Source organism: Mesorhizobium sp. P2_D5, assembly GCF_056404355.1.
On the sequence record NZ_JBFUEE010000004.1, the window covers coordinates 608,005 to 626,701 of the forward strand.

The following is an 18,697-nucleotide window of genomic DNA, read 5'->3' on the forward strand; positions in this document are numbered from 1 at the left end:
CGCTGGACGATTGAGCAACGATGACCGCCGCGTTCAGCGACAGTATATCGATCCTCATCTCGGGTGGCGAACGCCGGGGTTGGAAATCTCCAACGTCCAATCCTCCCTTCCCGCGGCACGAGTTATAGGCTAGTGAGCATTTTTATGAGATAGTTGACTGCATATCTAGCCATCTGCCTATAAGCTTATCAGACAAGTGGATGTTAATGATGGATGCCATGGAGGTCAAGCTTCAAACTTTGCCCAAGCAGGTGGCAGGCGTGCTCGCGCGTCGCATCGCCACCGACGGTGTTTCCGGGGGCCAAGGACCGTCGGAGCAACAGATCCTGCAAGAATTCGGGGTATCGCGCGCCGTGGCGCGCGAAGCGTTGAAGATTCTGGCTTCCCTCGACATGATCGAGATCGCACAGGGACGGCGCGTGGTGCTGCGTCCGGCCGAGGAATGGGACTATCTCAGTCCATTGCTCATCGACTGGCTGCCGCCCGAGCAGATCCGGCAACTGCTGGCGGAAGCACACGCGACGCGAATTATCATCGAACCTGCCATTGCCGCCATCGCTGCCAAGCATATGACGAAGGAAAACCTTGAGCGTCTTGGCATACTGCTGGCAGCCATGTCCGCGACCGAGGACAATCCGGATGCCTATCTGAAGCTAGACCTCGACTTCCACATGGAGATTTGCCGGTCTACCCAAAACAGGATCCTCGACCGCTTCATGTACTCGTCGCGATGGTGGCAGGCGGCGAGCCGGCGCGTCAGCAATCTGATGCCTCATGCCCTGTCCTTCGCGACGGAAGATCACAGGGCAATCTATGAGGCACTCGTTGCGCGCGACGCAAAACGTGCGGAAGAAGCAATGCGCCGGCACCTGAAGGCAACCACCGCCGTCGGGTTACCGTATAAGGATTAGCCGTTTGACCATCCCTGGTGCGGCGCGGCCAGCAAACGCACTGGCCGCGCCGTGGCGTGTTGGGAGGACACGGCCGGATTCAATGCATGTCGCCCAGAACTGGGCCCGGTCTTGGGGCAACGACATGCAAAAGCGCATCGCCTGAATTCTTTCAACGCGGCGCGCTTTAAGCCCTTTTCGCTTCCCGCTCCTGGCGCTGCCGGGCGCGAAAACCAAACATATCGCCCTTGTCCTTGATTTCCGCCCAGATAGGCGTGGTATGCTTGTCGATGGCGGCGACGTCCGCGTCGGAAATCGTCCAGCCTACGCTCTCGATGTTTTCCTCAAGTTCCCTGACAGTACGTGCGCCGACCAGCGGCGAACTCACGCCTGGCCTGCTGGTAAGCCACTGGATCGCAAGCTGTGGCACCGTCTTGCCGTAGTTGGCCGCAATCGGCTTGAGGGCGTCGACAGCGGCGACGGCTCGCTCGTAGGTGCCCGGCTGGAACAGCACGGTGGTGCGCCGCTCGTCTCCCTCGACGAACTTGGTATCCGGCGAGAGCAGGCCGGTAAGCAGCCCCTGGGCAAGACCACTGTAGGGCATGACGCCGATATTGTGCTTGCGGCAATAGGGCAGAGTTTCCGCCTCAACCTCGCGCCACAGCATGTTGTAGGGAGGCTGGAGCACGTCGATGACGCCATACTGGCGTGCGCTGTTCATTTCAGCAGTGCTGAAATTGGAAACGCCGACCGCCTTGATCCGCCCGGATGACCGCAGCTGTTCCATCATTTCCATGGTCGGGCCAATCGGGAAGTCCGCGTTCGGCCAGTGGACGAAATAGATGTCCACATAGTCCGTCTGCATCCGTCTCAGCGAGCCGTCGAGCGCCGCCTCGAGCGCCGCGGGTTCGAGATGGTTCGGGGCAACCTTGGTCGCGATCACCGCTTTTTCCCGGTTGCCGGCGAGCGCCTTGCCGACAACCTGCTCGGCATGGCCATGCCCATAGGCTTCGGCCGTGTCGATCAAGGTAATGCCGAGTTCCATGGCGCGTTGAATCACCCGTATCGATTCCTTGTCATTGGCCGCGCCCCAGAACGCGCCCGACATACCCCAGGTACCCAGGCCAATCTTGGATACCTTGACCGACGACGATCCTAACTGTCGCTGTTGCATTTGCTCCTCCTGATCGGCGGCATGCCCGTCTTGGCACGTCGCCCAGTTTGCCTCGACATTTATAGACTTATATGCTCGTCTGACAAGTAAATCGTGACCTGCCGCTTATTTTTGATCGGAGATAGAAATTTCCACCATCCGGGCCGTTAAACCGTCCTGCGCCGGCGCAACAGCCAAAAACACATTCGGCAAAACGGTCGGAAAAAGGGGTTTACGTTTCATCTTCTCTTCTTATATGCTCATCGGACAAGTTGAGGCCTTACCCGCAAGGTGAGTGCACAGGTATGGGTGAGTCACCCTCGGGAGGAGCTTCGATGAAGATCGTGGACATCAAGACGGCGGTCGTCGCCTATCACGGCAAGGCGACCCTGATCCGTATCGATACCGACGCCGGTATCTCCGGCTATGGCGAGGCAAATCCCGACGCGGGCGCGGCCGCGATCGTCGGACTTATTTCGGAATTGAAGTCGGAACTCATTGGCCAGGATCCCCGCAACGTCGAATATTGCTGGGACAAGATCCGTCGCGACCATGTCTTTTCCGGTGCGCAGGCCGGCGTCTTTCTCATCGCGCTGACCGGGCTTGAAATGGCGCTGTGGGACGTGGCGGCGAAGGCGGCGGGGCAGCCGCTCTATCGCATGTTCGGCGGCAAGTTCCGCGACCGGATAAGGCTTTATGCCGATTGCGGCCACGGTGATGACGAAGCGGGATCGCCGCAGGGGTGCGCAACGCGCGCCCGCCGCATAGTGGCCGAGGGCTTCACGGCGGTGAAATTCGACATCGACAACGTGCGCCATCCGGCAAAGTTCGATGCGGTGAACCACACCATCAACGGCGCCGAGCTCCGCTCAATGGTGGAGCGCGTTGCGGCGGTGCGCGACGCGATCGGTCCTGACGTCGATCTCTGCATCGACCTGCACGCGCGCTACGACGTACTCAGCGCCAGCCGCATAGCGTCGGAGATGGAGCGGTTCAACCTTTTGTGGCTGGAAGAGCCAATTCCGGCTGAGAACGTCGAGGCCCTGAAACAGGTCCGCATGCGAACCAAGACGCCAATCTGCGTCGGCGAAAATCTCTACCTGCGCTGGGGTTTCCGCGAGCTGTTCCAGAATTATGGCGCCGACATCATCATGCCCGACGTGCCGAAATGCGGCGGCCTTGCCGAAAGCCGCAAGATCGCGAACCTCGCTGAAATGTATTATGTGCCATTCGCACCGCATCTTGTGTCGACACCGCTTGGCACGATGGCGACATGCCATGTGTGCGCGAGCGTGCCGAACTTCCTCGTGCTGGAGTGGCATGCCCTCGAGGAGCGGGAAGCGTGGGATAGCTATGTGCGCCTGCCGGATGGCGCCAGGTCGATCGTCGAGGATGGCCACATCGTCATACCCGACACGCCCGGCATCGGTGTCGAGCTCAACATGGACGGCGTGCACAAATACGCCGTGCCTGGTTATGGCATCTTTGAATAGGCGCTGACCGGATAATGTGTGACCGGGCGGAAATGCCTTCTGGCCGAGTTTCTGCCGCTCGACGCATAAGGTCCGTTGGGAGGAAACCATGGGCAAGCGGATCGTTTTCACCGGTGGCAGCGGCAAGATCGGCCGCCACGTCATACCCTATCTGCTCGAACGTGGGCATCAGGTTCTGAACCTCGACCTCACACCTCTCGATGTGCCTGGGGTGGAGACTGTGATCACCAACCTTGCGGATGCCGGCGAGACCTATAATGCGCTGACGCTGCATTTCGGCTTCAAGGAATATTTCGGCGGAAAGGGCCGCGGCCCGGTCGACGCCGTGGTCCATTTCGCAGCGATCCCGCGGATATTCCTGCGGCCGGACAACGCCATGTTCGCCGCCAATGTGCAGTCGACCTACAATGTGATCGAGGCCGCCACCAAACTCGGCATCCGCAAGATCGTCACAGCTTCCAGCGAAACGGTCTATGGCGTGTGCTTTGCCGAAGGCGAACGCGACTTCACATCGTTTCCGGTGGAAGAGGACTACGACACCGATCCGACCGACAGCTATGGCCTTTCAAAAGTCCTCGGCGAGAAGATCGCGCGCTCCTTCGCTACCCGCACAGGGAGCGATATCTACGCTCTGAGGATCGGCGGCGTTGTCGAACCGCAGGACTACGCCCGGTTTCCGGAGTTCCTGGCCGAACCCTCAAAGCGGCGGCGCGACGGCTGGACCTATATGGACGCGCGCGACCTGGGCCAGATCGTGCATTTGTGCATCGAGAAGGACGGTTTGGGGTTCCAGGTATTCAACGCCGTCAACGACAACATCGTCTCGGACACACCAACGGCAGAGTTTCTCAAGAAGCACGCGCCCGACACGCCGATTACTCGCTCCATGGGCGTGTTCGAGGGGCCAATCTCAAATCGAAAGCTGCGCGAGGTCCTGGGGTTCAGACAGGAACATGATTGGCGAACGCGCCCGGCGGGTTCATGACGGCCCACGACGTGGCCCATCGAGGGAACCGACGCATCCCCTGAGGAATGCGTCGGGCCAGGCTCACGTGTGGCGTATTTCCGTTCCCAGCACCTTCAGGCATTCGCGGATGAAGGCTGCAAGCGCCGTCCAACCTTTGGCCGAAACCATCGTCCCATCCACATAGGCATCGGTCGGAGAGAGATCGATGTAGGTGCCGCCAGCAAGCGTCACCTCCGGCTCGCAAGCCCCTAGCGCGCCGACCTTCTTGCCGCGGACGACGCCGTCCACGGCAACCAGGATCTGGACGCCGTGGCAGATCGTAAATATCGGCTTCTTCGCCTCGTGGAAGTGGCGGACCATCGCCTGCACGCGCTTGTCGGTGCGGATGTATTCCGGTCCGCGCCCGCCGGCGCAGTAGACCGCATGATATTGGTCAAGCTGCTTCTCGGCCTCGGAAAAAGTCTTGTTGATCAGTGCGTTGTGACCGGGTTTTTCCGTGTAGGTCTGGTCGCCTTCGAAGTCGTGCAGCGAGGTCTTGATCAAGTCGCCGGCGTTTTTGTCGGGGCAGACGACATGAACAGTGTGGCCGACGGCCTCCATCGCCTGCTGGTAGACGAAGATTTCATATTCCTCGGTGAACTCACCTGTCAGCATCAGGATTTTTTTGCCTGGCATGGCTCTTTCCTCTCGGTGTTTGTGATGGGCAAGGCGCACCCGCGTCTTGCCCCTAAGGGGTCGAAGTCGGGATCAGAACGGGGAGTCGGGGAAGTAGTATTCCTTGGCGTTGGCCTGGGTGATCAGCGGTGCGTCAAGCTTGACCGTGCCGCGGACCGGCGCCTGGCCAATCAGATTGGCGACGGTCATATAGATTGCCGTCTTGATCATCGACGGCGGGTATGGCGTCTCGACCGGCGTCATTGCATCGCCGTCGATCACTTTCTTGACGATATCCTTCATGCCGTTGCCGCCGAGCGCCAGCTTGATGTCCGTCCGGCCCGACTGCTTCACGGCCTCCAGCACGCCGAGCAGCATGTCGTCATCGTTGGCCCAGACCGCGTCGATATGCGGATACTTGGCCAGGTAGTCCTGCATGAGCTTGAAGGCTTCGTCGCTGTTCCAGTGGGCATACTGAATGTCGAGTACCTTCAGGCCGGTGCCCTTGATCGTATCCTCGAAGCCCTTGATGCGCTCGTCGTCGATGACGGTCGGAATGCCGCGCAGCACGACGAGGTCACCCTTGCCACCCAGCTTGTCGATCATGAACTTCGCTGTGTTGGTGCCCACCGCGATATTGTCGCCGGCGAGGTAGAGGTCCTGGATCGAGGCATCGGTCAGGCCCCGATCGACGACGGTGATGAACGTCCCCATGTCCTTGATGGCCTTGACCGGCTGCGTCAGTTCCTCGGACGTGTACGGCAGGATGACCAGGGCATCGAGCTTGCGGCTGGCGGACAAATCCTCCAGCGCGCTCACCTGCTCTGCCGCCGATGGCGAGGTCTTGACGACCACCTCGACATCGGGAAACGCCGCGTTGATTTCCTTGGCGGCAGCCTGTGCGTGGTAGACGATTCCAGCCGTCCAGCCATGATCCGCCGCTGGGATCGAGACCGCCACCACCTTCTTGTCGGCTGCAAGCGCCTGGCCGGCCAACAACAGCGCGCCAGCAGCCGCGGCCGCGACCCATTTTCTACTAAACATCAACTACCTCCCAGAGATATGGACCAGACAACACAAGGCACCCGTCGGGTCCGAGGACGGGTTATTTCGAAAACCGCTGCACGAGCATGGCGATAATGATGATGACGCCCTGCACCGCGGCGACCAGGTATTCGGAGACGAAATCGGACAGCACCATCAGGTTGGCGATGAGCTCGAGGATCACCGCACCTGCGACCGTTCCCCAAATGTGGCCCTTGCCGCCGCGAAGGGCGGTCCCGCCGATGACCACGGCGGTTATCACCTGCAGCTCCCACAGCACTCCGGTGGTCGGGGTCGCCGCTCCAAGCCTTGGCACGTAACAGATGGCGGCGACGGCGACGCACACGCCCTGGATGACGAAGGCGATGGTTCGCGTCTTGATGACCGAGATGCCCGAATAGCGGGCGACGTCCTCATTGGCGCCGACAGCCGCGCATTTGCGGCCGTATTTGGTCTTGTAGAGTACGAAGGCGCCGATCGATGCCACAACGGCCGAAATCAGGATCGGAACCGGAATGCCGGCGAGGGTACCGAAATAGACCGGCCTGTAGGCCTCCCGCAGCGATCGATCGATAGGGATCGTGCCGCCATTCGTCATATAGGTGATCAGTGCCCGAAAAATGCCCATCGTGCCGAGCGTGGCAATGAACGGCTCGATCCTCCCGACGGTGACGATCAGACCGTTGGCCAGTCCGCATAGCAGACCTGCGGCGACCGCCATCGCCACACCCGCGGGGATTGCCCACAGACCGAGGCTCGGCGCCATCATGTTCATGAACATGATCGTAATGCCCGCGATGAAGGCGACCATCGAACCGACGGAGAGGTCGAGGCCGCCGGAGGAAATCACGAACGTCGCGCCAACGGCGATGATCGCGACGTAGGCGCTGCGCGTGACGACGTTGCCGAGATTGGTCGCCGAGAGGAAATCCGGATTGACCAGAAAGCCGATGACCAGCAGCGCGACGAGCGCGAGGAAGGGTCCGGCATCGGCCCACGAAACATGGTATTGTCGTTCGGTGCGGGCTGGCGTGGAACTTGTCAGTGCGGTCACGGTTTTCCTCCGGGGGCAACGTCGTGACCCCTCTCGCTGGTCGCAAGCAGCGCGATGTTGCTCTCGGTCATCGCCTCACCCGATACCTCGCCGCTGATCCTGCCCTCCCGCATCACCAGGATGCGATCGCAGATGCCGACCAACTCCTGCATCTCCGAGGAGATGACGACGCAGGCTTTGCCCTGGTCGACCAATTCCTGGATGAAGGCGTAGATCTGGGCCTTGTTGGCGATATCGATGCCGCGCGTCGGCTCATCGATGACGACGACTGAAGGTTCGGTCAGCAGGACCTTGGCCAGAAGCAGCTTCTGCTGATTGCCGCCTGAAAGCTGTCCGGCTTTGACATTCAGGCTCTTCACCCGGATGTCGTAGCTGGAAACGGCTTGCGCCAGCGCCTGCGCCTCGGAGCGCCGTCGAACCATGAGACCGGGATGAAAGCGGGCAAGCGCGGATAGAGTGAGGTTCGGCGCCAACTCTTCCTGCAGGAGCAGACCCTTGCCCTTGCGGTCCTCCGTCAGGTAGCCGATGCCGGCATCCATGGCTTCCCGCTGCGAACGAATATGCACTGGGGAACCGTTCAGCTCGATGGCCGCATTCGCCGGCCGCAAACCCAGGATGCCTTCGAAGAGCTCGGTCCGCCCTGCCCCGATCATCCCGGCAAAGCCGAGGATCTCGCCCTTGTGAACGGTGAAGGACACGTCCTGGACGTAGCCGGGCACCCTTGCGTTCCGCACGCTCAGCATTGGCTGGTTCGTCCGCACTGCGCGCTTCTGCGGATAGAGCGCGGCGAGCTCACGCCCCACCATGAGCCGCGCCATGTCGAACTGGCTCAATGAATGCCCCGGGTAGGTGCCCACCATCTTGCCGTCACGCAAGACAGTCACCTTGTCTGCCAGCCGCTGAACCTCGTCGAGGCGGTGACTGATATAGAGGACGGCAATGCCGCGCGACTTGAGGCCAAAGATGATGGCGAGCAGGCGCTCGACTTCCTCCCCGGTCAGCACCGCTGTCGGCTCGTCAAAGATGACGAGGCGATGCTCGTCGAGCAAAGCACGGGCGATCTGGACGAGCTGGCGGTCGGCCAGTGAGATGTCTCGCACCAATGCGGTTGGCGACACCGCGCAGCCGATCTCAGCCAGTTTCGCCACTGCGATACGACGCATGCCCTTGTCGTCGACAAGGCCGCCCCTCGTAAGTTCTCGGCCGAGGAAAAGGTTGTCGGCAACGGTGAGTGCTTCGGCCAACAGGATTTCCTGGTGAACGAGCGCAATGCCGGCTGCCTGAGCCTGATCAGGCTTGGTGAATCGCACCCGATTTCCGGCCATGGACAACATGCCTTGGGTCGGCTCGATGTAGCCGGACAGCAGTCGCATGAAGGTCGACTTGCCCGCGCCGTTCTCCCCGATGATCGCATGGATCTCGCCTGGCAAGATATCCAGCGTCACATCCGAGAGTACTGTGACCGGGCCGTATTTCCTTGAAAGGCCCTCGGCGCGCAGCACGGGCTCAGCTTGCCGTTCAGGCCGCGCCGGCAAGGTGCCGGTATCTGTCTCAAATCGCATGGCAAGGGACATCGCAACGGCTACTCGAACGCGGGCAGGAGCCGGTCCCGGGAATTCTCGATGTGCACACGCATCGCTTTTTCGGCGGCGTCCGGGTCACCCGCGGAAAAGGCGGCGAGAATTGCCTCGTGTTCGTCGAGCGCCTCTTCGGTCACTCGCGAGTGGTACATCAGGCGGAAGATGTGGAAGTGGGTATGCTGGTGATTCAGGGTCTCGCGAATGAGCTCGTTCTGAGCGAACTCCACGATCTTGTCATGGAAGATCGCATCCTGGCGGGCGAAGTTCGAATAGCGCAGGCGTTCGTCCTTCCCCACTCGCCGGGCCATGACGCCTGCGGCCTCCTGCAGCACGGCTAGACGCTCATCATCGAGCGTTGCGGTGGCTTTGGCTGCCGCAGCGGGCTCGAGCAGAAGACGCAGCTCATAGAGCTCGTCAAAGCGGCGGCGGGTGATCTGCGGTGCGGCCCGAAAGCCGATCAGGTGGGTCTTGACCACCAGCCCCTCGCCTTCCAGCCGGCCAAGCGCTTCGCGAATGGGAGTATGCGAGACGTTGAATTCCTTGACGAGATTATCGACGGTGATGCGCGATCCCGGAGCAATCCGCAGTGACATCAATTGCCCGAAGATCGCCTCGTACACGTCGCCAGCCAGGCTGTTGGCACGCTGAATGCGGCCGCTCAGGCGGGCTTCATTGTCAACCGTCAGGTCGGGGTTCTGCATGGTTTTACCTCTTGACAGGAGCACCCACTAACATGATGCTCCGGCCAATTCAATACTATATCCTATACGATTTTATAGGGGATATCCGTGAAACCAACTCAAGGCGCCGCGAGAGCAGATCTCGCGCTTCCAGGCATCGTCCCCGGTTTCGGGGCGTCCGGCAGGCGCGCTCGCGCTTTGAACGACGACTTCGAGATCGGGGCCGGTCTCTGCCCCAATTCACTCAGTTTTCAACCTCTCTTCGAAGGATTCTGTCCATGACGTTGTTCGCAGCCGTGCGCCTGCCGCGCGAGATCCTGTTCGGCAAAGGCCAGCGCCATGTGCTGCCCGCCGTTGCCGCCAAGTATGGACGGCGTGCGTTCGTCTGCACTGATGAGCGTTTCGCCACGACAGCTGAGTTCGCCGTGATTCTTGCCGGCCTGCGCGAAGCCGCGGTGGAGACGCTGGTCTACGATCGAACGCTGCCGGATGTGCCCCGCGATAGCGTCGCCGCCTGCGTTGCGGAGGCGATGGACTACAAGCCGGACATGGTCATCGGGATCGGCGGCGGCAGCTGCCTCGACATGGCAAAATGCGCCGCGCTTTTGCTCAGCCATGGCGGCAGGCTTCAAGACTACTATGGGGAGTTCAAGGTGCCGGGCCCTACCCTTCCCGTGATCGCTGTGCCGACGACGGCTGGCACCGGCTCGGAGGTGACCCCCGTCGCCGTGATATCCGATCCGGAGCGAACGCTGAAAGTCGGCATCTCGAGCCCTCATCTCATTGCCGCGGTGGCACTCTGCGATCCGGATCTCACGGCCACATGTCCACCTTCCCTGACGGCGATCGCCGGTGCCGACGCGCTGACGCATGCAATCGAAGCCTTCACAGCGGCCAAGCGCGGCACTGATCCAAATTTGCCGCAACGACATGTCTTCGTCGGCAAGAGCGCCCTGACCGACCATTTCGCACTTCTGGCCATCAGATTGCTGGGCCGCAGCCTGGAAAAGGCATATCGCGACGGATCTGACGAAAATGCACGCGCCGACGTCATGATGGGGGCGCTGGCCGCAGGCTGCGCATTCGGCACGGCTGGAACAGCTGCCGCTCATGCGGTGCAGTATCCCGTCGGCGCTCTCACTCACACGCCGCATGGGCTCGGCGTCGCCACCATGATGCCTTATGTGATGTCATACAATCTTGCGGCAGCGTCTACGGAGATTGGTGAAGTCGGCACCGCCCTCGGCCTGTCCGATCGGAGCAGCAGCGGACCTGATGCGCTGGCGCTTGCCACCATAAGCGAGGTAAGCCGGCTGTTCGGTGCCATCGGCATCACGCCGACATTGGCTGAACTTGGTCTTCCCGAGGACAGGATCGACTGGACGGCCGAGCAGGCGTTCGGCATCGACCGGCTGATCAAGAACAATCCCCGCCCCTTCGACCTCACCGCGATGCGACAACTGATCAGAGCCGCTTACGACGGCGATATGTCTGCAGCCACGATGCGACAGGAGCTGGTCCAATGAACATTTCCGCAGACATATTCGACGAGGATGAAAGTATGTCCGACTACGCCACGTTTTCGCACGGTCTCTACATTGGTGGCCGCTGGCAGCCGTCGTCGGATGGCCGTGTGATTGAAGTGATCGATCCATCGACCGAGGCGGTGATCGCGGCGGTTCCCGACGCCACGCTCGCCGATGCTGCCCTCGCCGTCGACGCGGCTGCGAAGGCAGCGGCCGGTTGGCGTGAAACCCCGCCACGCAGGCGTTCGGAAATCCTGCGGCGTTGCTTCGAACTGATGACCGAACGGGCGGACACGTTGGCTGCGCTGATCTCGCTGGAAAACGGCAAGGCACTGCGCGATGCGCGCGGCGAAGTTGCCTACGCGGCGGAATTTTTTCGCTGGAACGCCGAGGAGGCTGTTCGCATCAGCGGCGAGTTCGGTCTCGCCCCCTCGGGCGCGAACCGGATCGTCGTCGACTATCAGCCCATCGGCATTTGCGTGCTTATCACGCCATGGAATTTCCCCGCCGCCATGGCGACACGCAAAATCGCGCCGGCGCTCGCGGCAGGCTGCACCGTGATCTTGAAGCCCGCCAGCGAGACGCCGCTGACGGCCTACGCGCTTGCAGCCATCTATGAGGAAGCAGGCGTGCCGCCTGGCGTCGTCAACGTCCTGACGACCTCAAGCCCCGGTTCGGTGACGGCCGCCATGCTTGCCGACCCAAGAGTGAGAAAACTGTCATTCACCGGCTCGACAGGCATCGGCCGCGTGCTCCTGGCCGAAGCCGCAAAACACGTCATCTCCTGTTCGATGGAACTTGGCGGCAACGCACCGTTCGTTGTGTTCGACGACGCCGACCTGGAGGCAGCGCTCGACGGTGCGATGGTTGCCAAGATGCGCAATGCCGGCGAAGCCTGCACCGCCGCCAACCGGCTTTACGTCCAGGCCGGCATCCATGATGCCTTCGCCGATGGATTGCGCAAACGCATGGCAGCCCTCCAAGTAGGCCCTGGCACAGACTCGGAAACCGAGTGCGGCCCGATGATCACCAGGAAGGCCGTGGACAAGATCGATCGGCTCGTCCAGGACGCAGTTGCCCGTGGCGCCAAGGTTCTGTGCGGAGGGACGGTCACCGAAGGCAAGGGCTACTTCTACCCGCCGACAGTGCTTCGCGACGTGCCCCCTGACGCCGTCATGGCCCATGAGGAGATATTCGGTCCGGTGGCTCCGCTTCTGCGCTTCGACAGCGAGGCGGAAGTGATCGCAAAGGCCAACGACACCGAATACGGCCTCGCCGCCTACATCTATACGCGCGACCTGGGCAGGGGGATGCGTGTGGCATCGAAGATCGAGTCGGGCATGATCGCCCTGAACCGCGGCCTGATGTCGGATCCTGCGGCGCCCTTTGGCGGGGTCAAGCAGAGCGGACTGGGCCGCGAAGGTGGGCAGAAGCACGGCGTTGCCGAGTTCATGGAGGCGAAGTACATCGCCGTGACCATCTGAGCAGATACGATGCAAAAAGATCCGTTCCGCATTCGCGATCACGTGGCCGAGTTCGACGCCATCGTCGCCGAGATTGTTCGCCGCAGCACACAAAGCAGGGCGAACATACCCATGGTCGCCGACGTAGCCTACGGACCTGATGCAACTGAAACCGTTGATCTGTTCTTCCCGAAAGGCAAACGCGAGCGCCTGCCGGTGCACATGTTCATCCACGGTGGCTACTGGAGGATGTTCTCCAAACGCGACTATTCCTATGTCGCCGAGACCGTCACCTCTGCAGGTGCGATCGCGGTCATTGTCGACTTCGCCCTCATGCCCGCCGTTAGAATGGCGGCGATCGTGGACCAGGTACGCCGCGCCAGACAGTGGGTAGCCGACCACATCGCGGACTATGGGGGCGATCCCGGCCGGCTGACCGTTAGCGGTCATTCAGCCGGAGCGCATCTGGCAACAATGCTTTTTGACGACGATAGCCGGCCATCCGGCATTAGAGCCGCACTGCTGCTTGGCGGCCTCTATGACCTGAAACCATTGCAGACCTCATTCCTTGCCAGCGAAATTGCGATCACAGACGAGGAGGTCCGCCTGTTCTCGCCGATCAGCGAAACCTTTGATCCATCAGTGGCTGTCGAGATCTCGGTCGGAGCCGACGAAACGCCCCCCTTCCACGGCCAGGCCGCAATCTATGCGGACCACCTGGAGCAACAAGGACTGGATGTTTCGCGCACGACCCTTGCAGCGGCCAACCACATGAGCAGCGTCCGCGACCTTGGCTTGGCCGGCACCGATGCCGCGTCACTGCTGGCCCGCCTCGTGGCAGCCTGAAACCGGTCAGCCATGCCGGCCATGCCCGGCATGCAACTAGATATGTTCGCGAAGCGTGTCGGCGATCATGACATCAACACTCTGTGCCGACACTCCGAGGATCGCCTCGGAATCGGAGGAATCGACCAGCAGCGGACTTTCGAAGAGGTAGCTCATTTCCACGAGTTCGTGCATCCCCAACGCGTCCATCTGGGCATGCGTGTAGGTGCTGACTTCGGGAAGTTTTTTTCCCAGCATCGCCGAGGTCTTCTCCATGACGACCCGGGGCGAAGCATGCTGGGACGGAACGTGAAATGCACGCCCCCATTCTCCAGCATAGGATGAGGCAGCCACAAGTGTTCTGGCCACGTCCTTCGTGAAGGTCCAGGCATGATCCGCATCAAGATTGCCCAGGAAGGTAACGGGTTTCGCCTCCAACAGAGAAGGCAATGCCAACATCGAGAAGTAGGTGACTGCGCCGTACCCAAGGTAATCGCTGGAACGAACCTCAATGGTGGGAACACCGGCGCCAAGGGCTCGCTGCCACATTATGGTTCGAACGGTGCCCTTGCGCGAGGTGGGATCAAGCGGCAGATCGGGGCGAAGCTGGCCCTTGGCATTTGCGCCGTATCCATAGAGATTTCCCAGAACGATCAGTTTTGCGCTGACCATCTCGGCCGCGCGCGTGACCCCATCCATGATCGGGAAAAAATCAGTTGGCCAACGGTCATAGGCGGCCATGGCACACATGAAAATGGCGTCCGCGCCCCGGCCAAGCCGCGCAAGCGCGTCGGCGTCCGTGGCATCTGCCTGGACCGAGCGCACGTGCCTCAGATCAACGGAGCCGACACCGCGGCTTGTGAGAACAACGTCATGTCCGTCTTCTCCAAGCAGGCGAGCGGTTTCGAGCCCCACCGGACCGGCGCCCACAACAACATAGGTACTCATGTCAAATCCCTTCGAACATTGCGATAGCGTCAACGTTAGCGAGGCAACGCATTGAAAATCGCGCGGCATTCGCCAAATGTTCAGCATGTTTCGCCAATCGTTGAGGCCGCCCATGCATCCGCAGTTTGCTTCGTCTGCGGCCAACGCCGTTACCGTCGCGGCATTGCAGGTTGAGGCCGGCAGCTTCCAATTGCCCCAAGCCCATCGGCACCGCGTCTTCGTCCACGCAAGCGCCGCGACGCGTTCCTATTGCAGCCAGGTTGGGAGGTATTTCGTACGGCGCGCCGGCGATATCGATCTCGTGCCCGCGGGAGAGGAAGGAGGATTTGAAGCCGAGACGCGGTTCAACACCATTGAACTCAGCCTCTCACCAGCCTTGATGGAGAACGTCGCAGCGGAACTGGGTTCGGGGAGCCTTCGACGGCTTGAGACGCGTCACCTTCTCCGTGACGAACGGATTGAGCATCTCGCTCGCGCGCTCGAGAACGATTTCCGCTCAGGCACACCTAGCGGATCGCTGTTCGCGGACAGCATCGGCGTTGCGCTGGCGGTTCGCCTGCTGGGTCTTGATGAAAAGGAGACCGAGCGAGCGAGCCGTCTGTCCGAGATCCAACTCAAGCGTGTAGTCGATTTCATCGAAGCCCAAATCCAAACCCCGCTGTCCCTGGAAACATTGAGCAGGGTCGCTGGGGTCAGCAATTCACACCTGAGAACCTGGTTCAAAGCTGCGACGGGACTGACCGTTCATCGCTATGTGCTTCGTCGCCGGGTCGAAAGGGCGCGTTTGTTGCTGTTGGCAAGCGACTTGAGCATCAGCGAGGTGGCGCATCTGACGGGCTTCGCTCACCAATCGCACCTTTCCCATTGGATGCGGCGCGAGATCGGCGAAACGCCTCGCGGCATCAAGCGGTCGCGCTCCGTTGCCTGACGCGTCAGGGTCCTGAGCCTAGTAACCGTAGTAAAGCCCCAGGCCCCGCTGCAGGGCCGACGCCAGATGCGCCTGCATCGCCGCTGCTGCCGCCTCCGGGTCACGTGCCTTGCATGCCAGGATGACCTGCATGTGCTCGCGCAGGGATTGCAGCACGAGTGGCACGGTGACTTTTCTGTCCAGCCGGATCAGCCGAACGTAGTTGTGCAGCCGCTTGTAAGAACTCTCGATCAATGGATTGTTCAGGCTGGCAATGATGGAGTGATGCAGCAAGGTCTCGAGTTCCTCGAGGTCGGCTCTGACATGGTCGGTGAGCCCGGTGCGCTCGATCTCTTCGATGGTCGCCAGATGTCGTCGTTCCAGTTCCGCTAATTCCGCCTCTTCGGCCGTTTGCGCGTAAACACCTGTCGCCGCCCGTTCCAGAATGCTGCGAAACTGATAGGTCGATCTGGTCAATTCGAATCCGGGCTTCACGAACTGGATGCCCGACCGCGAGTGGATGATGACGATCCCCTCCGCCTCGAGCAGCTTGAGTGCATCGCGCAGCGGCGCAACCGGGATCTGGAGCATTTTGACGAGATCGCCCTGCGACAGAAAAGCCCCTGCGGGGATCTTTCTGTCAAACAGCGTTTCGAGAATTCGCGTGTAGGCACGATCGCCAAGGCGTTGGCCCGCTGCCGCTCCGTCGTTTCCGTCGGGCTTCCTTTCGCGCTCAGCCACTTGCTTCACCTCTCTGAATCTGAAATATCTAAAAAACATTCTGGCATATCAGATATAGAGACTTTAATATGCGCATCGCAGAATACCGCATCACTCGTTATCAATTCGCTCGTGACCGTATCATAGGTGACAGTCAGGTGCGCATCGATGCGGTTCATGTAGCCGCGCTCGAGCTCGTTGGCGAGGACGGCCAAACCGGACTGGGCTTTGTGCAGAGCTTGTTTCACCCTTTACCCGCCCAGGCCGAGATCGTCCGCGTTTTGAGGAAGAGGTCTGGTCCGGTCTTGTCGGACAGCCGCCTTTGGCGCTCGTGCACCGGGTCCAGCGGCCCCGCGGCGGCAACCGGCGCCTCTTCGGCTTGCCTTTCGAAGAAGCCCTTCAGGTTGCCTTGTGGGATCTGAGCGCCAAGCAGGCCGGCCTACCGTTGCACAGCCTGCTGGGAAGCCGCCGCAAGCGCGTGAGAGCCTATGCCTCAGGTCTCGATTTCCACCTTGGCGACGATGAGTTCCAAGCGTTTTTTGCCCATGCCGACGCCCTCGGGTACCGCGCGTTCAAGATCAAGGTGGGGCACCCCGATTTCGACCGCGACCTGTCCCGGCTGGAGCTGTTGAGAAAGACGGTGCGGCCGGGCGCATCGATCATGATCGATGCAAACGAGGCTTGGGGCGCAAAGGAAGCATCGGTAAAACTCCATAAAATTCATAACCTTGGCTACGAACTCCTATGGGTTGAGGATCCGATTCTGCGCCATGACTTCGAAGGCCTTCGGATGCTCAAGGGGGCAACCCCCCAAACCATGATCAATTCAGGCGAATATCTCGATGCCGCCGGCAAGCGCCTGTTGATGCAGGCCGGGGCGACCGACATGCTGAATGTTCATGGGCAGGTGACCGACGTGATGCGCATCGGCTGGCTGGCGGCTGAACTCGGCATCCCGGTGACCCTTGGCAATACGTTTCTTGAGATCGGGGTGCACATGGCCTGCGCCCTGCCCGAAGTCGAGTGGCTCGAATATTCCTTCCAGAATCTGAACCACCTTGTCGAAGAGCCTATGGCAATCGTCGATGGGTGGATTCAGGCCCCCGAGCGCCCGGGCCATGGCCTTGTCCTCTCCGAAGCGGCCCGCAGGCAATGGGCGCAGCCAGACGTGCTGCCGCACGATCAACTCGACAGGCCGCCTGTCGACGCGCGAACCGCGCTGTAACCATAACGCCTGTTCCGAATAGCCTGACCTGTCGAGTAGATGGCGTTAACGCTGTTGTGATATTTCATATTATGTGATTAATATCTCAGATAGGAGGTCGGCGGACGTTACAAAAACCGACGTAGATTCCTATGCGTCCACAGCTGACCAGATTGGGCCCAAAAAGGACACCGGGCGTCAGGACGATTTTCCCCGGCTCGATGGCACATTGATTGACGGTACTGACGACGCAAATGGTAAGCCTCGTGCGGCAGCGATAGTTGATGTCCTGATCAAGGGACTATGACGAGTATGTCAGCGGCTTCGGAAGGCATGGCGGCCACGTAAGGCTCGGTCTCGCTTCAGTCGAAGAACCCGGCGTCCTCTTCCAGCAGATGCTTCTTGGCGGCCTTGGCGTCGATGTCGAGACCAAGCCCGGGGGCTTCGAGCAGATCAATCATCGAATCCTTCACAATCTGCTTGGGCAGGCCGATGACGATGTCGTTCCACCATGGGTCGGAGGCGCTCGGGTATTCGAAGGCGATGTAGTTGGCGGGCAAGGTGGCGCAAACGTTGATCAGCGCGCCGAGACCGAGGAGGCCATTCGCGGTGCCGTGCGGCGCCATCAGGATCGAGTGCATATAGGCGTGCTCGGCGACCCATTTGAGCTCGGCGATGCCTCCGATATCGGCGGGGTCCGGACCGATGACGCGTACTGCCTGCGTCTCGATCAGTTCCTTGAAGTTGTGGCGCAGGTAGATCTGCTCTCCCGTGTGGATGGGCGTGGAGGTGGATGTGGTGAGTTCGCGGTAGGCCTGCGGATTGACCCACGGCACATAGTCGCCCGTCAGCATGTCCTCGAGCCACATCAGATTGTATTTTTCCACCGCCTGCGCGAAGCGGATGGCGTCGGGCAGGAACCAGCCGGGGCCGCAATCCAACGCGAGCGAAACCTTGTCGCCGAGCACTTCCTTCATGGCGATGACGCAGTCGATCATATGCGCCATGCCGCGCTCGCTGATCTGCCCCTGGTCCATCGCGCCGTGATAGGTCGGCGGCTGCCGGACACCGTAATGGAAGTCGGGTACGCTCGTCTTCATGTTGGAGTGGAAGCTGATCCCCTGCTTCACCATGAAGAAGTTCTGCGGCTGCTCCATCATCCATTTGACATCCGCCGCACAGTCCTCGGGCCTGTCGCCGGTCCTTTTTTTGCGGATGGAGCCGTTATAGACCCGCACCTTGTCGCGGACCTTGCCGCCGAGCAATTTGTAGACCGGAACGCCTGCCGCCTTGCCGGCGATGTCCCACAAGGCATGCTCGATTGCAGAGACAGCGGCGCCATAGGGCTTGAACGAGCCGCGCTGGCGGATCTTCAGCATGCAGCGCTCTACGTCGGTCGGGTCCTCGCCGATCAGCGCGTCGCGAAAATGCAGCACCCAGGGCTTGAGATAAGGCTTGGTGTACTCAACCTCGCCAAGGCCATAAAGACCTTCATCGGTGACGATGCGGACGATGGGGTGCTTGCCGATGACGGCGCACCTGAGATCGGTGATCTTCATACTTTCCCTTTCCTACACTGCCTCAAAACG

At 60.8% G+C, this 18,697-nt stretch carries 18 protein-coding genes; 8 read left to right on the forward strand and 10 right to left on the reverse strand.

All coding sequences use genetic code 11. The features are described from left to right. Positions 1-209 precede the first annotated feature (209 nt). Positions 210-911: a FadR/GntR family transcriptional regulator gene (locus tag AC1DYW_RS20695; RefSeq protein ID WP_457155238.1), complete on the forward strand. Its 702-nt coding sequence runs from the start codon at positions 210-212 to the stop codon at positions 909-911. Positions 912-1,077: 166 nt separating this feature from the next. Here AC1DYW_RS20695 and AC1DYW_RS20700 read toward each other — a convergent pair whose 3' ends face one another. Further along, positions 1,078-2,064, reverse strand: a complete 987-nt coding sequence (locus AC1DYW_RS20700) for an aldo/keto reductase (RefSeq protein ID WP_477227448.1) — start codon at positions 2,062-2,064, stop codon at positions 1,078-1,080. Between the two features lie 314 nt (positions 2,065-2,378). On the opposite strand from AC1DYW_RS20700, the gene AC1DYW_RS20705 reads away from it, so the two are divergent. Continuing rightward, on the forward strand, positions 2,379-3,536 hold the full coding sequence (locus tag AC1DYW_RS20705) for a mandelate racemase/muconate lactonizing enzyme family protein (RefSeq protein ID WP_477227449.1): 1,158 nt from the start codon (positions 2,379-2,381) through the stop codon (positions 3,534-3,536). An 88-nt stretch (positions 3,537-3,624) separates the two neighbouring features. Further along, positions 3,625-4,521, forward strand: a complete 897-nt coding sequence (locus tag AC1DYW_RS20710) for an NAD-dependent epimerase/dehydratase family protein (RefSeq protein ID WP_477227450.1) — start codon at positions 3,625-3,627, stop codon at positions 4,519-4,521. A 63-nt stretch (positions 4,522-4,584) separates the two neighbouring features. Here the strand turns inward: AC1DYW_RS20710 and AC1DYW_RS20715 are convergent, their stop codons facing one another. From AC1DYW_RS20715 to AC1DYW_RS20735, 5 genes are all read right to left on the reverse strand, one after another. After that, complete coding sequence (locus AC1DYW_RS20715; protein WP_457154763.1) at positions 4,585-5,178, reverse strand: DJ-1/PfpI family protein; 594 nt, start codon at positions 5,176-5,178, stop codon at positions 4,585-4,587. Positions 5,179-5,250: 72 nt separating this feature from the next. Beyond that, positions 5,251-6,201 carry a substrate-binding domain-containing protein gene (locus AC1DYW_RS20720; RefSeq protein ID WP_477227451.1) on the reverse strand — a complete coding sequence of 317 codons (951 nt, stop codon included), beginning with the start codon at positions 6,199-6,201 and terminating at the stop codon, positions 5,251-5,253. 61 nt (positions 6,202-6,262) lie between these two features. Further along, a complete protein-coding gene (locus tag AC1DYW_RS20725) occupies positions 6,263-7,255 on the reverse strand; it encodes an ABC transporter permease (RefSeq protein WP_477227452.1) in 993 nt (330 codons plus the stop codon). Continuing rightward, positions 7,252-8,817 carry a sugar ABC transporter ATP-binding protein gene (locus AC1DYW_RS20730; protein WP_477227453.1) on the reverse strand — a complete coding sequence of 522 codons (1,566 nt, stop codon included), beginning with the start codon at positions 8,815-8,817 and terminating at the stop codon, positions 7,252-7,254. The genes AC1DYW_RS20725 and AC1DYW_RS20730 overlap by 4 nt, the downstream gene beginning before the upstream one ends. 20 nt (positions 8,818-8,837) lie before the next feature. Beyond that, positions 8,838-9,536 (reverse strand): GntR family transcriptional regulator, encoded by a 699-nt coding sequence (locus AC1DYW_RS20735; protein WP_095087567.1) that lies wholly within the window; start codon positions 9,534-9,536, stop codon positions 8,838-8,840. A 257-nt stretch (positions 9,537-9,793) separates the two neighbouring features. Here AC1DYW_RS20735 and AC1DYW_RS20740 point away from each other — a divergent pair, with 257 nt between their 5' ends. Genes AC1DYW_RS20740 through AC1DYW_RS20750 form a run of 3 tightly spaced genes read left to right on the forward strand, consistent with a single transcriptional unit; the run spans position 9,794 to position 13,350 of the window. Next, positions 9,794-11,041 carry an iron-containing alcohol dehydrogenase gene (locus tag AC1DYW_RS20740; protein WP_477227454.1) on the forward strand — a complete coding sequence of 416 codons (1,248 nt, stop codon included), beginning with the start codon at positions 9,794-9,796 and terminating at the stop codon, positions 11,039-11,041. After that, complete coding sequence (locus tag AC1DYW_RS20745; protein ID WP_477227455.1) at positions 11,038-12,525, forward strand: NAD-dependent succinate-semialdehyde dehydrogenase; 1,488 nt, start codon at positions 11,038-11,040, stop codon at positions 12,523-12,525. The genes AC1DYW_RS20740 and AC1DYW_RS20745 overlap by 4 nt, the downstream gene beginning before the upstream one ends. A 9-nt stretch (positions 12,526-12,534) precedes the next feature. Further along, positions 12,535-13,350 carry an alpha/beta hydrolase gene (locus AC1DYW_RS20750; protein ID WP_477227456.1) on the forward strand — a complete coding sequence of 272 codons (816 nt, stop codon included), beginning with the start codon at positions 12,535-12,537 and terminating at the stop codon, positions 13,348-13,350. Positions 13,351-13,386: 36 nt separating this feature from the next. Here AC1DYW_RS20750 and AC1DYW_RS20755 read toward each other — a convergent pair whose 3' ends face one another. Then, on the reverse strand, positions 13,387-14,277 hold the full coding sequence (locus AC1DYW_RS20755) for an NAD-dependent epimerase/dehydratase family protein (protein ID WP_477227457.1): 891 nt from the start codon (positions 14,275-14,277) through the stop codon (positions 13,387-13,389). Between the two features lie 112 nt (positions 14,278-14,389). Between AC1DYW_RS20755 and AC1DYW_RS20760 the strand changes: the two genes are divergently transcribed. Then, positions 14,390-15,205 (forward strand): helix-turn-helix domain-containing protein, encoded by an 816-nt coding sequence (locus AC1DYW_RS20760; RefSeq protein ID WP_477227458.1) that lies wholly within the window; start codon positions 14,390-14,392, stop codon positions 15,203-15,205. A gap of 18 nt (positions 15,206-15,223) precedes the next feature. Here the strand turns inward: AC1DYW_RS20760 and AC1DYW_RS20765 are convergent, their stop codons facing one another. Both AC1DYW_RS20765 and AC1DYW_RS20770 read right to left on the reverse strand, forming a co-directional pair. Continuing rightward, positions 15,224-15,925, reverse strand: a complete 702-nt coding sequence (locus AC1DYW_RS20765) for a GntR family transcriptional regulator (RefSeq protein ID WP_477227459.1) — start codon at positions 15,923-15,925, stop codon at positions 15,224-15,226. A gap of 5 nt (positions 15,926-15,930) precedes the next feature. Next, a complete protein-coding gene (locus AC1DYW_RS20770) occupies positions 15,931-16,152 on the reverse strand; it encodes a hypothetical protein (protein ID WP_477227460.1) in 222 nt (73 codons plus the stop codon). A gap of 83 nt (positions 16,153-16,235) precedes the next feature. Between AC1DYW_RS20770 and AC1DYW_RS20775 the strand changes: the two genes are divergently transcribed. Further along, positions 16,236-17,129: a mandelate racemase/muconate lactonizing enzyme family protein gene (locus AC1DYW_RS20775; protein ID WP_477227549.1), complete on the forward strand. Its 894-nt coding sequence runs from the start codon at positions 16,236-16,238 to the stop codon at positions 17,127-17,129. A gap of 341 nt (positions 17,130-17,470) precedes the next feature. Here the strand turns inward: AC1DYW_RS20775 and AC1DYW_RS20780 are convergent, their stop codons facing one another. Beyond that, on the reverse strand, positions 17,471-18,667 hold the full coding sequence (locus AC1DYW_RS20780; RefSeq protein ID WP_477227461.1) for a mandelate racemase/muconate lactonizing enzyme family protein: 1,197 nt from the start codon (positions 18,665-18,667) through the stop codon (positions 17,471-17,473). Between the last annotated feature and the right edge of the window lie 30 nt (positions 18,668-18,697).